The organism is Mesorhizobium loti (assembly GCF_003148495.1).
GTDB classification, from domain to species: Bacteria; Pseudomonadota; Alphaproteobacteria; order Rhizobiales; family Rhizobiaceae; genus Mesorhizobium; species Mesorhizobium loti.
On sequence record NZ_QGGH01000007.1, the window covers coordinates 225,255 to 241,142 of the forward strand.

At 63.2% G+C, this 15,888-nt stretch carries 13 protein-coding genes; 12 read left to right on the forward strand and 1 reads right to left on the reverse strand.

The annotated features are described in order from the left end of the window. Window positions 1-38 precede the first annotated feature (38 nt). The 12 genes from argS (at window position 39) to C8D77_RS24645 (ending at window position 14,796) form a co-directional block, all read left to right on the forward strand. On the forward strand, window positions 39-1,796 hold the full coding sequence (argS, locus tag C8D77_RS24590; RefSeq protein WP_109668851.1) for an arginine--tRNA ligase: 1,758 nt from the start codon (window positions 39-41) through the stop codon (window positions 1,794-1,796). Between the two features lie 103 nt (window positions 1,797-1,899). Next, entirely contained in the window at window positions 1,900-5,271 is a 3,372-nt protein-coding gene (locus C8D77_RS24595; RefSeq protein ID WP_109668853.1) for an SPOR domain-containing protein, read from the forward strand. Between the two features lie 131 nt (window positions 5,272-5,402). Beyond that, window positions 5,403-6,422 carry a beta-N-acetylhexosaminidase gene (gene nagZ / locus C8D77_RS24600; RefSeq protein ID WP_109668856.1) on the forward strand — a complete coding sequence of 340 codons (1,020 nt, stop codon included), beginning with the start codon at window positions 5,403-5,405 and terminating at the stop codon, window positions 6,420-6,422. Between the two features lie 61 nt (window positions 6,423-6,483). Then, complete coding sequence (locus C8D77_RS24605; protein WP_109668956.1) at window positions 6,484-7,284, forward strand: segregation and condensation protein A; 801 nt, start codon at window positions 6,484-6,486, stop codon at window positions 7,282-7,284. After that, window positions 7,281-8,048 carry an SMC-Scp complex subunit ScpB gene (gene scpB, locus C8D77_RS24610; protein WP_109668858.1) on the forward strand — a complete coding sequence of 256 codons (768 nt, stop codon included), beginning with the start codon at window positions 7,281-7,283 and terminating at the stop codon, window positions 8,046-8,048. The genes C8D77_RS24605 and scpB overlap by 4 nt, the downstream gene beginning before the upstream one ends. Before the next feature lie 169 nt (window positions 8,049-8,217). Then, window positions 8,218-8,439 carry a twin-arginine translocase TatA/TatE family subunit gene (locus tag C8D77_RS24615; protein WP_013531295.1) on the forward strand — a complete coding sequence of 74 codons (222 nt, stop codon included), beginning with the start codon at window positions 8,218-8,220 and terminating at the stop codon, window positions 8,437-8,439. A gap of 29 nt (window positions 8,440-8,468) precedes the next feature. After that, window positions 8,469-9,287, forward strand: a complete 819-nt coding sequence (gene tatB, locus C8D77_RS24620; RefSeq protein WP_109668860.1) for a Sec-independent protein translocase protein TatB — start codon at window positions 8,469-8,471, stop codon at window positions 9,285-9,287. Continuing rightward, a complete protein-coding gene (gene tatC, locus C8D77_RS24625; RefSeq protein ID WP_109668862.1) occupies window positions 9,284-10,159 on the forward strand; it encodes a twin-arginine translocase subunit TatC in 876 nt (291 codons plus the stop codon). The genes tatB and tatC overlap by 4 nt, the downstream gene beginning before the upstream one ends. Window positions 10,160-10,267: 108 nt before the next feature. Beyond that, window positions 10,268-11,572 carry a serine--tRNA ligase gene (serS, locus tag C8D77_RS24630; protein ID WP_109668864.1) on the forward strand — a complete coding sequence of 435 codons (1,305 nt, stop codon included), beginning with the start codon at window positions 10,268-10,270 and terminating at the stop codon, window positions 11,570-11,572. Continuing rightward, window positions 11,572-12,330 carry a 5'/3'-nucleotidase SurE gene (gene surE / locus C8D77_RS24635; protein WP_024503850.1) on the forward strand — a complete coding sequence of 253 codons (759 nt, stop codon included), beginning with the start codon at window positions 11,572-11,574 and terminating at the stop codon, window positions 12,328-12,330. Before serS ends, surE begins: the two co-directional genes overlap by 1 nt. Further along, complete coding sequence (locus tag C8D77_RS24640; RefSeq protein ID WP_109668866.1) at window positions 12,327-12,980, forward strand: protein-L-isoaspartate(D-aspartate) O-methyltransferase; 654 nt, start codon at window positions 12,327-12,329, stop codon at window positions 12,978-12,980. Before surE ends, C8D77_RS24640 begins: the two co-directional genes overlap by 4 nt. A gap of 295 nt (window positions 12,981-13,275) precedes the next feature. Next, a complete protein-coding gene (locus C8D77_RS24645) occupies window positions 13,276-14,796 on the forward strand; it encodes a peptidoglycan DD-metalloendopeptidase family protein (RefSeq protein WP_109668868.1) in 1,521 nt (506 codons plus the stop codon). A gap of 120 nt (window positions 14,797-14,916) precedes the next feature. Here C8D77_RS24645 and C8D77_RS24650 read toward each other — a convergent pair whose 3' ends face one another. Beyond that, window positions 14,917-15,792: an ATP-binding protein gene (locus tag C8D77_RS24650; protein WP_109668870.1), complete on the reverse strand. Its 876-nt coding sequence runs from the start codon at window positions 15,790-15,792 to the stop codon at window positions 14,917-14,919. Between the last annotated feature and the right edge of the window lie 96 nt (window positions 15,793-15,888).

A 15,888-nucleotide genomic window follows, 5' to 3' on the forward strand; every position in this document is an offset into this window, starting at 1 on the left:
CTGCAAAGCCGCCAGAGCCAGACCCCAGAGTCACACAAATGAACATCTTCGCCGATTTCACCGCGCGAATCATAAAAGCCGTCGAAGCGCTTGATCTGAAAGACAATGATGGCGTTTCGCCGGATTTGTCGCGCATTGCCGTCGAGCCGCCGCGCGACGCCAGCCATGGCGATCTGGCGACCAATGCGGCCATGGTGCTGGCCAAGCCCACCGGCCAGAATCCGCGCGCACTGGCCGAAAGACTGGCGCAAGCGCTGCGCGACGACAAGGATGTCGCCGCGACAGAGGTGGCCGGTCCTGGTTTCGTCAATCTCAGGCTCAAGGACGGCTTCTGGCAGACACATCTGACCGCACTGCTTGGCGAGGGCCGCAACTATGGCCGCTCGACGGTTGGCGGCGGCAGGAAGACCAATGTCGAATATGTCTCGGCCAATCCGACGGGGCCGATGCATGTCGGCCATTGCAGGGGCGCTGTCGTCGGCGACGCGCTCGCCAATCTGATGGCCTTCGCCGGCTACGACGTGACCAAGGAATATGTCATCAACGATGCCGGCTCGCAGATCGACGTGCTCGGCCGTTCCGCATTCCTGCGCTACCGCGAAGCGCTTGGCGACGACATCGGCGAAATACCTGCCGGCCTCTATCCCGGCGATTACCTGGTGCCAGTCGGTCAGGCGCTGGTCACGGAATTCGGCCGCTCGCTTCTGCAGATGCCGGACGATGAGGCGCTCGCCATCGTCAAGGACCGCACCATCGATGCGATGATGGCGATGATCCGCGAGGATCTGGCGATGCTCAACGTGCATCACGACGTGTTCTTCTCCGAGCGCACGCTGCACGCCGACAATGCCAAGAAGATTCGCTCGGCGATCAACGATTTGACTCTGAAAGGCCATATCTACAAGGGCAAGCTGCCGCCGCCCAAGGGCGAGAAGCCCGACGATTGGGAGGACCGTGAGCAGACGTTGTTCCGCTCGACCGCGGTCGGCGACGACATGGATCGGGCGCTGGTCAAGTCGGATGGCTCATTCACCTACTTCGCCGCCGACGTGGCCTATCTCAAGGACAAGGTCGATCGTGGTTTCGTCGACTTGATCTATGTGCTCGGCGCCGACCATGGCGGTTACGTCAAGCGGCTGGAAGCCCTGGCGCGGGCGATCGCCGGCGAAGAGGTGAAGCTCACCGTGCTGCTGTGCAATTTGGTCAAGCTGTTTCGCGAGGGCGAACCGGTGCGCATGTCGAAGCGGTCCGGTGATTTCGTGACGCTGCGCGAAGTGGTGGAGGAGGTCGGCCGCGACGCGATACGCTTCATGATGCTCTACCGCAAGAACGATGCACCGTTGGATTTCGATTTCGCCAAGGTGACCGAGCAGTCCAAGGACAATCCGGTGTTCTATGTGCAGTATGCCTCGGCGCGCTGCCATTCGGTGTTCCGTCAGGCGAGCGAGCAATTGGGCGAAGCCAATTTCGACCGCAACAGCCTGGTGTCCGCCGTGGCTTTGCTGACCGACGAGGGCGAGATCGGCCTGATCCGCAAGCTTGCCGAGTACCCGCGTCTGATCGAGTCAGCGGCACTTGCGCTCGAGCCGCACAGGCTGGCATTCTACCTCTATGATTTGGCTTCCAGCTTCCACGGACACTGGAACCGTGGCACGGATAATCCGGACTTACGTTTTGTTAAGGTTAACGACCGACAATTGACGCATGCCAGACTAGGGCTGGTGCAGGCTGTTTCGGACGTTTTGACGTCCGGCCTGACGTTGATCGGAGCCGCCGCGCCCACCGAAATGCGTTAGGTTTGACTAAATAACCTGTCACCTTTTGCCCACATTGCGCTGGTAAGGGCCAACCCTACGCGACGTCCATGGCGTCCGAATGAGTGCGAGTTCGGGAACAATAATGGCAGACAGAACCCAGCTGAGAGTAGCCGACAACAACGACATCGCTGACGATGATCCGTTCGCGGAACTGACCAGGATCATGGGGTTCGACCCGCGCCAGCCGGTCAAGCCGCAATCGCCCGCCCAGCCGAAAGCCCCCGCCGTCGACCACATGGCGGAAGAGGGCGATTTCGATATCGATCTCGAAAAGGAAATGATGGGCGAGTTCGGCGCTGACGACAGCGACGCCGCTCCGGTTGCCGGGGCCCATGAGCCGAGATTCGGACATGAGCCGGCGTTCGAAGCGGCTGACGCCGGCGCAATGGACGACGAGCTTTCGGTGTCGCTCGACGACGATTTCCATCTAGACCTGGACGAAGTCGACGACCAAGCAGCCGGCGCCAGCCATGCGGCCGCCGCTGAAACCGTGCCGTCTTTCGAGTCTGATTTCGACAATGCCGTCGCCAGTTCACTTGAGGATGTCTCGCCCTTCGAGGACGATCAGCCGATGGCGGACGAGCTTGCCGCGTCGCTCGACCAGGACTTCCGGATCGATGAGGAAGCCGAAGAGGCCCGGCACCCGGTTGCCGTCGCCAACGCGCCAGCTTCAGTCGAGACGGCTTCCAATCATGAATTCGACGATGCGGTTGCGATCTCGCTCGAAGACGAGCTGATGCTCGACGACCATTCGGCGGTGGAACAGTCCCACACGGCTGCCGATCCCGTCGAGTATCCCATGCCGGAGCAGGCGGCTGCGCGTGATGCCCAGGCAATCTCCGGTGAGTATCTTGCCGGCGACTTCGACGACGCCATGGCTGATGTCGACATGGATTTCGATAGTCGCTCGGATGAGCCGGTCGCATTCGATGAGCCGCAAGCGCATGACATGCCTGCCGATTCCGCTGACGCGAAGGGCGAGATTTCCAGCCCTGAAGGCGCGTCGGATGATGCTTTCGACCTGAATTTCGACGTCTCGTTTGCCGACGCGATCGAAGAGCCGGTCACAGAGGTTGCCACCGCTACGGTCCAGCCGGTGGCGCCAGCCGCTGATGTGGCCGAGCCGGTGCAAGCCCCGATCGCGGACGAACGAAGCCTGGAAGACGAGTTGAATGCGCTGCTGGGCGCCATGACGGCGCGCACAGTGCCCATGGCCAGCGAGCCCGCCACTGCTCAGCCAGCTGTCGCCGCCCCGCCGCCTGCCGAAGCAGCAGAGACCGCGGAAGAACCTGCCGAACTTGTCGGCGACCTCCACTGGGATCTTGATGAATCTTCGCCTGAGCAGCCTCAGCACCTTGGTGATGCGCAAGCGGCCGACGTGAATCTCGACGATCTTCTGCTTGATGAAGTTGAGGGCCTGGATTCGGGCTCGGAGGCTGCCGGGCAAGGTGATGTCGATTTCGACAACGATGCGTTCGACGCGGCTTTGGCCAAAAGCCTTGACCCGCGTGAGGTGGCCCGGGACAATTCGGCGGATTCTCTCGATTGGCTGGCGGAACGTTCCACGCCGCCAGAGCCGGCCCGTTCGTGGAGCCGCGTGACGCCGGTTCCGCAGCAGCCGTCATTCAGCGCTCAGCCTGCGTTTAGCGCTCAGCCGGCCGCTTCGATGGCATCCATGGCCGCAGCGCCGGCAGTCGCCGCGGCGACTGCCTACCGTTCGGCCGAGCCGGTCGAGACCGTCACGCCCGCAGCCCCTGTATGGGCGCCGCAATCCCGCCAGCCCGCGCGTTACGAAGACATGCCCGATGTCGAGACCGTCGATGTGCCCGAGCGTGTCGTTGCGCTGGCGGACGATCTCGATATTCCGGAACTGCACTTCGAGGAAGATCAGCCGGCGACGTCTGGCTATGACGATCTCGACGCCGAGTTCTCCAGCCTTCTCTCCGAGATGAACGCGGTGGAGGTCGCTGCCGCTCCCGCAGGCAGCGTTGCCGGCGCATCTTACGATGATGACTCCTACGCCACGGGCTTCAAGCCGGGCTATGACAGCGTCAGCACTGGCTACGACAGCGTCAAGCCGGGCCATGACGGGATCAAGCCGGGTTATGAGCCGGAAGCGCGGACATATGCGGCGCGGCCGATGGACATGTCTGCCCGCGCGGCGGCGCCCACGGGTTATGCCGATGCCTCCGATGGATTCGATCTCGACAGTCTGCCCGGCAGCCAGCCGGTTTCACAGGCGGATGATTTCACCGTCGATGAACTGGACTACGATCCCGAACTCGACGAGGCGATGGCTGTTCCGGGGCTCGGCGAGCGCGAGGCCGCGAGGCCTTCGCGCGGACGTGGCCTGTTCATCGCCGCGATTGTCGGCGCGGTGGCGGTCGCAGGCGGCCTCGGTGCCTTTGCGCTGTCGTTCGGCGGCAAGGGCGGCAGCGATGCGCCCGTGATCGTCAAGGCCGACAACGCGCCGATCAAGGTCAAGCCGGAAAATCCGGGCGGCGCCGTGGTGCCGAACCAGGACAACAAGGTCTACGACGCGGTCAGAGGCGCCAAGCCTGCCGAGCCGATCCAGGAAAAACTGGTCACCAACACCGAAGAGCCGGTGGACGTCCAGGCGAAGGATCCGGCCCGCGCCATCGATCTTTCACCGGACCAGAACGCAGGTGCCGTTGGCACCGATGTCGGCAACGCCGCGCCAGCGGCCGGCAATGCCGCGCCAACGGCCGGCGACGCTTCGGCCGACAACATGGCGGCCGCGCCCAAGTCCGAGGATCGCATCGCGCAGGTGCTGCAGGAAGCCGACAAGGGCACCAATGCCGATGTCGTGGCTGTTGCGCCGCGCAAGGTGAGGACCATGGTGGTCAAGTCGGACGGTTCGCTGGTGCCGCGTGAAGATCCGGCGCCCGTCGCCCCGCAAGTGGCCGCAACGGAGCCGGTCGACCCGGCGCCGCAGCATGTTGCCCCGTCGGCGCAGGCCGATGCGGACCAGACCGGCACCGTGGCGCCCGCAGCCGCCCAGGCGGACGACGAGCCGGCCCTCAAGCCGGCGGCCAAGCCCAAGGCTGAGGCCAAGGCGCAGTCGGCCAACACGCCGGCCAAGGTTCCGCTCGCGCCGCAACGCCCGTCCGACCAGCCGGTCGACGTCGTCGGCGAGGTCAAGCCCGATCAGGTTGCATCCATCGATCCGGCATCGACCGCGACCGGCGGTGGTTCGTGGTCGATGCAGATCGCTTCACAGCCGACGGTCGAAAGCGCCCAGTCCAGCTACCAGGATCTGCAGCGCCGCTACGGCAGCGTGCTCGCCGGGCGTACCGCCAACATCGTCAAGGCCGAGATCGCCGGCAAGGGCACGTTCTACCGCGTGCGCGTCCCTGCCCAGTCGCGCAACGACGCGATCAATTTGTGCACCAGCTACAAGGCCGCCGGCGGCAACTGTTTCGTCTCGCGCTAGAGCCGGAGCCAACCGATAAAAGCCGGCGCGGTCACCGCGCCGGCTTTTTTCATGGGGAAAGCAGATCTGGCGTTCGACCGCTTGTGATCCGGATGATTCCCTTTGATCGCGCGAAGCTTTAGACTCGTGACATGACCGAATCAAAATCCATGATCCTCGGCTGTGCCGGGAAATCGCTCACCCGCGAAGAAATCAATTTCTATCGCAATGAATGCCCATGGGCCTTCATCCTGTTTGCGCGCAACATCGGCGAGACCGAACAGATCCGCGATCTGGTTGCCTCGATGCGCGACTGTATCGGGCGTCCGGACGCGCTGGTGTTCATCGACCAGGAAGGCGGCCGTGTACAACGCCTGCGGCCGCCGCTGGCGCCGAATTATCCGGCCGGTGGTGCGCTTGGCGCGCTGTGGCGCGACGACCATGATGCCGGCGCCCGCGCGGCCTGGCTGATGGCGCGGCTGCACGCCTTCGACCTGCTGCGCTACGGCATCACCGCCGATTGCCTGCCGGTGCTCGACGTGCCGATCCAAGGCGCCAGCGATGTCATCGGCGCGCGTGCCTATGGCAAGGACCCACGACCGGTGATCGAACTTGGCCGTGCCGCCGCGGAAGGGCTGATGGCAGGCGGCGTGCTGCCTGTCATGAAGCATATTCCGGGCCATGGACGTGCCTTTGCCGACACGCATTTCGAATTGCCTGTCGTCAATGCCTCGCTCAGCGATCTGCAGCGGCATGATTTCGCCCCGTTCCGGGAGCTCAACCATCTGCCGATGGCAATGACGGCGCATGTCGTCTACAGCGCGATCGACCCCAACAATCCGGCGACCACGTCCGGCAAGGTTATCGACGAGATCATCCGGCGCGAAATCGGCTTTGACGGGCTACTGATGAGTGACGACACGTCGATGAAGGCACTTTCTGGGGATTTCCCGACAAAGGCGGCCTCGATCCTTGCAGCGGGCTGCGATCTGGTCCTTCACTGCAATGGCGTTTTCGAGGAGATGGCCGGCATTGCATCGCGCACCACGGGGCTTGAGGGCACGTCGCTGGAGCGCGCAAAGCGGGCGCTGACCTATATAAAGAACCGTGACACGGTTGAAGAAACCGAAATACGTGCCGAATTCGCCACCTACTTCGATGCGGTGGCATAGCAAAGGGAAGTGGCGGGCAGTGGCGGAAACATTGGAAAGCAAGGCCGCGAAGGCCGCACCGATGGACCGTCTGTGGGCCGAGAATGACGATTCACGCGTCACCGGCGACCCGTCGCTGGTCGTCGACGTGGCCGGCTTCGAAGGTCCGCTCGATCTTCTGCTGCATCTTGCCCGCACCCAGAAGGTCGATTTGGCGCGCATTTCGATCCTGGCGCTGGTCGAGCAATATCTGACTTTTGTCGAGACGGCGCGGGCGCTCAGGCTCGAGCTTGCCGCCGACTATCTGGTGATGGCGGCGTGGCTGGCCTTCCTCAAGTCGAAGCTTCTGATCCCCAAGCAGCCGGGCGACGAGGGCGAAAGCGGCGAGGAACTGGCGGCGGTGCTGCAATTCCGATTGAAGCGGCTGGAGGCGATGCGAGACGCCTCGGCGCGCCTGGTCAACCGCAACCGGCTCGGCCGAGACGTGTTCGCGCGCGGCATGCCGGAAATGGTCATCGTTGAAAAGCGCAACGCCTATTCGGCCTCGCTCTTCGACCTGCTGACCGCCTACGCTCAGCAGCGGCAGAAGCAGGCGATCAACAATGTCACGATCGCCAGGCGCGGTGTCTGGTCGCTCAAGGATGCGCGCGATATCCTGACCCGTCTGGTCGGGGCTCTGCACGACTGGGCGACGCTGGAAAGTTTTCTGATCGTGTACATGACCAGCCCCGAGGAGCGGCGCACGGCGATCGCCAGCTCGTTTGCGGCTACGTTGGAACTGGTGCGTGAGGGCACGATGGACATGCGGCAGGATGAAGTGTTCGCGCCGATCTATCTGCGCGGCCGCACGCAGGCAATCAAGGCAGTCGAGGTGGCATCATGAGCGAACGCGCCAACGCTTCGGTTATCCCATTCAAGGTCGGCGATGAAGCCGAAGAGGAGTCGCTTTCCCAGGACCGGACTGAGCAAAAGGTACACAATCCGGCGGAGCGGCTGCATCTGGGGGAAGCCGTGCGCATGGCCGAGGCGATCGTGTTCGCCAGCGCTGAGCCTGTCAGCGAAAAGCAGCTTGCGGCCCGCCTTCCAGATGGCATCAACATTGCCCTGGCCATGGCCGAGCTGCAGCAGATCTATGCCCGGCGCGGCGTCAATCTGGTGCGTATCGGCGACGCCTGGGCGTTCCGCACGGCCGGTGATCTCGCTTTCCTGATGAGCCGGGATACCGTCCAACAAAGGAAGCTCTCCCGCGCGGCCCTCGAAGTGCTGGCGATCATCGCCTATCACCAGCCGGTGACGCGCGCCGAAATCGAGGATATCCGGGGCGTCGAAACCTCGAAGGGTACGCTCGACACGTTGCTGGAAACGGAATGGGTGCGCATGCGCGGCCGGCGCAAAACGCCGGGACGCCCTGTCACCTACGGCACCACGGACACCTTCCTCGACCATTTCGCCCTGGAGGAGATCCGCGATCTTCCCGGCATGGAGGAACTGAAGGGGGCGGGGCTGCTTTCGGGCCGTATGCCGTCGAATTTCGCCATTCCGGTTCCGCCGTCCGATCCCGATGCATTGACCGACGATGAGGATGCGCTGACCGACATCGATCTCGAGGAACTCGGCCTGTTGACGCCGCGCGTCACGGAAGATTGACTGGCATTGGCCGCCGATCTGTCGAGGATGCGCGGATTCGTAGCGGGCCATCACGTTGAAAATGCGTGACATCCGCCACCCTTTCATAAACTCTGTCGCAGTTGTGTTTGAATCCCAACGCGAAAACGCATAGATCATCGCCAGGGAAAACATTCGAGAGAGATTTGCTATGGGTTCATTTTCGATTTGGCACTGGATGATCGTGCTGGTGATCGTGCTTTTGGTGTTCGGCCGCGGCAAGATTCCCGAGCTGATGGGCGACATGGCCAAGGGCATCAAGAGCTTCAAGAAGGGCATGGCCGACGACGACGTTGCCGAAGACAAGCGCACTGTCGAACACCGCGCCGACGAGACCGTTGCGGCCGCGAAGGAAAAAGCCAGCAAGAGCTGAGCCAAAGGTTCTAGTCGGAACAGAGTGCCATGTTTGAAGTCGGCTGGACCGAAATGCTGGTCATCGCGATCGTCATGATCGTGGTCGTCGGGCCTAAGGATTTGCCCAATATGCTGCGCACCTTCGGCCGCACGACGGCGAAGCTGCGCGCTATGGCGTCCGATTTCCAGAAACAGTTCAACGAGGCGCTTAAGGAAGCCGAGCTCGACGACGTCAAGAAGTCGGTCGACGAGCTCAGGGGTCTCAGCCCGATGGCCGAGATCAGGAAGCAGCTCAATCCGTTCGAACAGGCTGCGGCCGACGTTCGCTCCGGCGTCGACGCGGCGATGAAGCCGAAGCCGGCGGCTGATCCGGCAACACCTGCCGCCTCGACCCCGCAGGCGGCCGAGCCGTTGAAGAATGGTGCAACGACCATGCCTGGCGTCAACGGGCCGGAAGCAGCGCCAGCAGCGCCGATTTTCCCGGCGATGACCGACGAATCGGTGGTGACGTCGTCACTGCCGACGGCACCTGTTGCGGCGTCGAAGGCGTCCGCTGCGAAGAAAGCAGCCAAGCCTGCGCCGGCAAAAGCGACGCCGGTTGCAAAGGCACCGGCCAAGGCTTCGGTACATGGCGCAAAGGCTCCTGCGGCGGCGAAAACCGTGACCACCAAAGCCACGCCGGTCTCCAAGGTGCCGGCGAAAGCGGTGCCCGCGGCAAAGCCTGAAACGCCCAAGGCCGCCAAGCCTGCTGCGGCCAAGGTGATCGCGACCAAGACCGTAGCAACCAAGACGGGGGCGAAAGCCGAACCGAAGCCTGCTGCGGCGAAGAAGCCGGTTGCCAAGAAGACGGCTGGAGCCGCCAAGTGAGTGTTTCGGACAAGGAAAAGGACGAGATCGAGAAATCGTCGGCGCCGCTGATGGAGCATCTGATCGAGTTGCGCCGGCGGCTGATCTGGTCGATCGGCGGCTTCTTTGTCGCCTTCCTGGTTTGTTTCTTCTTCGCCAAGAAGCTGTTCAACCTGCTTGTGATCCCGTTCAAATGGGCAACGAAGTGGGCAGGGCTCGATCCGCACAAAGTCGAGCTGATCTACACCGCGCCGCAGGAGTTCTTCTTCACCCAGGTCAAGCTCGCCATGTTCGGCGGCATGGTCATCGCCTTTCCGCTGATCGCCACGCAGATCTACAAGTTCATCGCGCCCGGCCTCTACAAGAACGAGCGCAACGCCTTCCTGCCGTTCCTGATCGCATCGCCCATCCTGTTCCTGATGGGCGCGTCGCTGGTCTATTTCTTCTTCACGCCGATGGTGATGTGGTTCTTCCTCGCCATGCAGCAGGCCGGCACCGACGATCAGGTGCAGATTTCGCTGCTGCCGAAAGTGTCGGAATATCTCAGCCTGATCATGACACTGATCTTCTCCTTCGGCCTGGTGTTTCAGCTGCCGGTGGTGACCAGCCTGATGACACGGGTCGGCATGCTGTCGTCCAAGGGGCTGGCCGAGAAGCGCAAATGGGCGATCGTCATTGCCTTCGTCGTCGCGGCCGTGCTGACGCCGCCAGATCCGATGAGCCAGATCGGCCTGGCCATTCCGACCATCCTTCTCTACGAGGTCTCCATCTGGGCTGCCCGGCTGATCGAGCGCGATCAGGAAAAGCAGCGTGTGGCGCGCGAGAAGCAGGACGCGGCGGAGACCGTGGCGGACAAAGCCCCGGACGAGCCTCCGGCGCCGGCTGCCTCGTAGGCAACAGAGCGGCGGCAGCGGCGGAAAAAGACAGTCGCCGCCCCGCCCATCTTGCATCGATCTCAGATGCGGTTTACGCCCTCTGGCCTAGCTCAGGAGCGTTCAAACATGCTTGACATCAAATGGATTCGCGACAACCCGAAGGCCCTAGTCGAGGCGCTGGTGAAGCGCTCGTGGTCGGCGGGTGAGGCGCAGTCCACGGTCGACGGACTGATCGCCTCGGACGAGGCGCGGCGCGAACACGTCACCGAACTGCAGACCAAGCAGGAGCGCCGCAACGCCGCCTCGAAGGAGATCGGCAATGCCATGCGTTCGGGCGACGCGGCACTTGCCGAAAGGCTGAAGGCTGAAGTCGGCGAGATAAAAACCTTCATCCAGAACGGCGAGGCGCGGGAACGCGATCTCGACAAGGCGCTGAACGATGCGCTGGCGGTGCTGCCCAATGTGCCGTTCGATGACGTGCCTGTCGGCAAAGACGAGCACGACAATGTCGTCAAGCATATCGTTGGCCAGGTGCCGACGCGGCCCAATTGGGTGAAGGAGCATTTCGAGATCGGCGAAGCGCTCGGCATGATGGATTTCGAGCGCGCCGCGAAGCTGTCAGGCTCGCGCTTCACCGTGCTGAAGAGCGGGCTGGCGCGGATGGAGCGCGCGCTCGGCCAGTTCATGCTCGATTTGCATACGACCGAGCATGGCTACGAAGAAGTCATCCCGCCGCTGATGGTCAAGGACGACGTTCTCTTCGGCACCAACCAGTTGCCGAAGTTCGAGGAAGATCTGTTCTTCACGCCGCACGGGGAGGGCAGGCTTGGCCTGATTCCGACCGCCGAAGTGCCGCTCACCAATCTGGTGCGTGAGGAAATCACCGCGCATGAAAAGCTACCGCTGCGCTACACCGCGCTGACGCCATGCTTCCGTTCGGAAGCGGGTTCGGCCGGGCGCGATACGCGCGGCATGCTGCGCCAGCACCAGTTCTACAAGGTCGAGCTGGTGTCGATCACCGACCAGGAATCGTCACTTGCCGAACATGAGCGGATGACGCAATGCGCCGAGGAAGTGCTCAAGCGGCTCGGGCTGCCGTTCCGCACCATGACGCTGTGCACCGGCGACATGGGCTTTGGCGCGCGCAAGACCTACGATATCGAGGTCTGGCTACCCGGCCAGAACGCCTATCGCGAGATTTCGTCCTGCTCGGTGTGCGGCGATTTCCAGGCGCGCCGCATGGATGCCCGCTACAAGGACAGAGACGGCAAGGGCAACCGTTTCGTCCACACGCTCAACGGTTCGGGCACCGCGGTTGGCCGCGCGCTCATCGCTGTCATCGAAAACTACCAGAATGAGGATGGCAGCGTAACCATTCCTGAAGTGCTGCGGCCTTACATGGGCGGTCTGGAAAAGATCGAAGCGAAATAATGCGCATTCTTCTGACCAATGACGACGGCATTCATGCCGAGGGCCTGGCGTCGCTCGAACGCGTCGCGCGTACGCTGTCCGACGATGTCTGGGTGGTGGCGCCGGAGCAGGACCAGTCCGGTTATGCTCATTCGCTGTCGATCTCGGAGCCGCTGCGGCTGCGCAAGATCGGCGAGAAGCACTTTGCCGTGCGCGGCACGCCGACCGATTGCGTCATCATGGGCGTCAAGAAGATCCTGCCCGGCGCACCGGACCTGATCCTGTCCGGCATCAATTCCGGCGCCAACATCGCTGACGACGTCACCTATTCCGGCACCGTCGCCGGCGCCATGGAAGGCGCGCTGCTCGGCATCCGCTCGATCGCGCTCAGCCAGGGCTACAGCTATGTCGGCGAAGATCGCGTCGTTCCCTATGAGACGACCGAGGCGCTGGCGCCGGCGCTGCTGAAGAAGCTGGTCGCAACACCGCTGCCGGACGGCGTGCTGCTCAATGTCAATTTCCCTAACTGCACTCCCGAAGAGGTCGCCGGTACAGTGGTCACCTCGCAAGGCAAGCTCGTGCACAGCCTGTGGGTCGACGAGCGCCGCGACGGGCGCGGCCTGCCTTACTATTGGCTGCGCTTTGGCCGCGAGCCGGTCGAAGGCAAGCAAGGTACTGACCTCTACGCTCTGCGCAACAGGCTGGTGTCGGTGACGCCATTGCAGCTCGACCTGACCGCGCATGAAATCCGTGACCAACTGAGCAAGGCGCTTGCATGAACCAGGGGATCGATGACCGCGAAGGTTTTGCTGCCTTTCTGCTGCGCCTGCGCGGCCGGGGGACGGTGCCGAAGGCGCTGATAGCGGCGTTCGAGGCGACACCACGGCGCGGTTTCCTGGCTGCCCAGTTTCATCAGATCGCCTGGTCGGACCGCATGCTGCCGATCGAATGCGGCGAGGCGATCGAGGGCGCCGACATGCAGGCGGCGGTGATCGCGGCGCTTGCCATCGAGCAGGGCAACCGCGTGCTCGAGGTCGGTACCGGCTCCGGCTATACCTCGGCGGTGATGTCGCGGCTGGCGGCGCGGGTCGTCACCACCGATCGCTACAAGACGCTCGTCGAGCAGGCCAGGCAGCGCTTTGAGGCGCTCGGCATCGGCAATGTGATCGTGCGCCACGCCGATGGGTCCGGCGGGCTGCCGAACGAAGGGCCGTTCGACCGCATCGTCGCCTGGGCTGCCTTCGACAGCCTGCCGCGCTTCCTGCTGGATCAATTGTCGAGCGGCGGGATTGTTATCGCCCCGATCGGACCCGAGGAGGGCGAGCAGGTGCTGGCCAAGCTGACCAAGGTCGGCAGCCGGTTCGAGCGCGAGGACATCGGCCTTGTCCGCCTGCAGCCGATCCTGCGCAGTGTCGCCGCCGTCATTTAGGCGGTGTCGATATTCCGGTGATGCCGGCCTGCAAACGGTAGTTTCCTGCGCTTCCGGTGCTCAGGTACCAAAAGTACGCTCCGCTCGTCGCAAGGGCGACCCCGGAAGCCACCTTGTTTGGTCGCTTCGCGCCCGTCTTCGACTCCGGCTCGGCCTGACCTGAATCTCAACACCCTTCAGCTCGCTCTCTAATATTTTAAGAAAATTGCGCCGGATTCCATGAGGTTAACCGTCGAGTAACATTAACGCGCTTTAATCATGCCTAGTTTGTACCGGGTATGTGCGGGTCAGTGCGATGCAACTCAGTGTTTTGAAGGCAAATGGACGCAATCTGGCGCGAGGCTGCGCCGTCCTCATGATTGCAGGCGCCGCGGCCGGGTGCAGTTCCCAGGTTTCGCGGTTCAATGGCGTCGACGACGTCTTTACATCCTCGACCAACAATCAGCGCGCCATCATCAACAAGCAGGACGCCGTGCAACAGCCCTATCCGGGCGATGTCGCCGCCGCTCCACTCGATGGCAGCCACACACAATCGGTCAGCCGTTCCAGCCTCGAGCCTGTCTCGACGCGGCCGCTGCCGCCGCCCGTTGCCCAGGCACAGCCGGCTCCCGCACTGGCGCCCGCAGCGAAGCCGATGCGCACCGCATTGGCTCCGGCACCGCATGTCGACAGGACCACGACCGGCACCGTCGCTCCGGCCGCATCGCCTTTCAAGGTTGCGCAGCCCGATGAACCGCGCGTGGCGTCCTCTGGTAAGCCGCATGCAACCGAGATTGTCGTTCGGGACGGCGAAACGATCGGCGGCCTGGCGCAGCGCTACAAGGTGCCGTCCGACGTGATCATGAAGGTCAACGGGCTGAGCGCGACCAAGGGGCTGAAGACCGGCCAGAAGCTGATCATTCCGGCCTATGCCTATTCGAGCAAGGGCGAGGCGAAGGTCGCCGATGCCAAGCCGGCGAAGGACGGCAAGCACGATCTGCCGGCCACCGCGCCGGACAAGGTCGCCGTTCTGCCGCAGCAGCCGAAGCTCAAGGAAGGTAAATCCGCCGCTCAGGTCGACACGTCGGCCGCAGCAAGCCAGCCCAAGGAGCCCAAGCCGCAGGTGGCGGCAGCCAAGGCGACTGGCGCTGCTGGCACCTACACGGTCCAGTCGGGCGATACGATGTCCTCGATTGCCAGGAAGACCGGCGTCGGCGTCGTTGCGCTTAAGCAGGCCAACGGGATGAAGGATGGACTGCTCAAGATCGGCCAAACCCTGAAGGTGCCGGCGGGTGGGACCGCGACCGTCGCCAGCGCCAAGCCGGCCAAGATCGATCCGGTGACCACGGCCACCACACAGCCAACGGCAAAGACCACGCCGTCGGAAACGCTGGCGTCCTACACGCCGCCGAAGAAAGATTCGAAGGTCATCCAGCAGGCCGAGGACGATGACGCCGTCGCGCCCGACGCCACCGGCATCGGCAAGATGCGCTGGCCGGTGCGCGGCCGTGTGATCTCCGGTTTCGGCTCGGGCAAGGATGGTGTCGACATCGCCGTGCCGACGGGAACGCCGGTCAAGGCGGCCGAGAACGGCGTCGTCATCTATGCCGGCGACGGCCTCAAGGAATTCGGCAACACGGTGCTGGTGCGCCACGAGAATGGCCTGGTCACCGTCTACGGCCACGCCAGCTCGATCGAGGTGCAGCGCGGCCAGAAGGTCAAGCGCGGCCAGGAAATCGCGCTGTCAGGCATGAGCGGCACGACGGACTCACCGAAGCTGCACTTCGAAGTGCGCAAGAACTCCGCCCCGGTCGATCCCTCCGGCTATCTCGAATAGTCGGGGGTTATCTCGAATAGAAGAAAAAAAGCTATTTGCGGGACGTCTGACCTCCAGTCCGCCCGCCGGCTCAGCCCGCTCCGCAAGGAACGGGCTTTTTCAGTTCAGCTCGACTCTAGTTTAATCCTTGAGCGGCTTGCCGAGCCGTCCGGCCAGGTCCTGGGTGAACTGCCAGGCGACGCGGCCCGAGCGGCTGCCGCGCGTCGTTGCCCATTCCAGCGCCTCAGTGCGCAACTGCTCGGGATCGATGGCCAGGCCATGATGGCTGATATAGCCGTCGATCATGTCGAGATATTCGTCCTGCGAACATTTGTGGAAGCCGAGCCACAGGCCGAAGCGGTCGGACAGCGACACCTTTTCCTCGACCGCTTCGGACGGGTTGATCGCGGTCGAGCGCTCATTGTCGATCATGTCGCGCGGCAACAGATGGCGGCGGTTCGAGGTGGCATAGAAGATGACATTGGCCGGGCGGCCCTCGACACCGCCTTCGAGCGCTGCCTTGAGCGATTTGTAGGAGGTGTCGTCGTGGTCGAAGGAGAGGTCGTCGCAAAACAGGATGAAGCGGAAAGGGGCCGCCTTCAGCAATCCCATTAGCTTCGGCAGCGTGTCGATGTCCTCGCGGTGGATTTCGATCAGCTTCAACGGCAGGTCGGACTTGGCCTTGGCGTTGATTTCGGCATGCACGGCCTTGACCAGCGACGATTTGCCCATGCCGCGCGCGCCCCACAACAACACGTTGTTGGCTGGATAGCCGGCCGCGAAGCGTTCGGTGTTGTCGACAAGGATGTCGCGGACGCGGTCGACGCCACGGATCAGGCCGATGTCGACGCGGTTGACCTTGCGCACCGGCTCCAGATAGCCCGGATCGGCCTGCCAGACGAAGCAATCGGCGTCGCCGAGGTCGGTTTCGGGCACCGGTGGCGGGGCGAGACGGCTCACCGCCTCGATCAGCCGGTCGAGTTTCTGGTTCAGGGCTTCAATGCTGCTGTCGGTCATGTCTGTCTTTTATTTTCGCGTTTTTGACGTGTGGGAGCGTGGACGTGGCCGATTCCGTCGGGTTCGAAATCGGTTGCAACCTTTTGTTCGAACGTG

Coding starts and splice junctions, on each gene's coding strand:
- C8D77_RS24645 (WP_109668868.1), top strand. CDS start 13,276: ATGCAACTCAGTGTTTTGAAGGCAAATGGACGCAATCTGGCGCGAGGC.
- nagZ (WP_109668856.1), top strand. CDS start 5,403: ATGACCGAATCAAAATCCATGATCCTCGGCTGTGCCGGGAAATCGCTC.
- C8D77_RS24615 (WP_013531295.1), top strand. CDS start 8,218: ATGGGTTCATTTTCGATTTGGCACTGGATGATCGTGCTGGTGATCGTG.
- tatB (WP_109668860.1), top strand. CDS start 8,469: ATGTTTGAAGTCGGCTGGACCGAAATGCTGGTCATCGCGATCGTCATG.
- argS (WP_109668851.1), top strand. CDS start 39: ATGAACATCTTCGCCGATTTCACCGCGCGAATCATAAAAGCCGTCGAA.
- C8D77_RS24605 (WP_109668956.1), top strand. CDS start 6,484: ATGGACCGTCTGTGGGCCGAGAATGACGATTCACGCGTCACCGGCGAC.
- scpB (WP_109668858.1), top strand. CDS start 7,281: ATGAGCGAACGCGCCAACGCTTCGGTTATCCCATTCAAGGTCGGCGAT.
- C8D77_RS24650 (WP_109668870.1), bottom strand. CDS start 15,792: ATGACCGACAGCAGCATTGAAGCCCTGAACCAGAAACTCGACCGGCTG.
- serS (WP_109668864.1), top strand. CDS start 10,268: ATGCTTGACATCAAATGGATTCGCGACAACCCGAAGGCCCTAGTCGAG.
- C8D77_RS24595 (WP_109668853.1), top strand. CDS start 1,900: ATGGCAGACAGAACCCAGCTGAGAGTAGCCGACAACAACGACATCGCT.
- surE (WP_024503850.1), top strand. CDS start 11,572: ATGCGCATTCTTCTGACCAATGACGACGGCATTCATGCCGAGGGCCTG.
- C8D77_RS24640 (WP_109668866.1), top strand. CDS start 12,327: ATGAACCAGGGGATCGATGACCGCGAAGGTTTTGCTGCCTTTCTGCTG.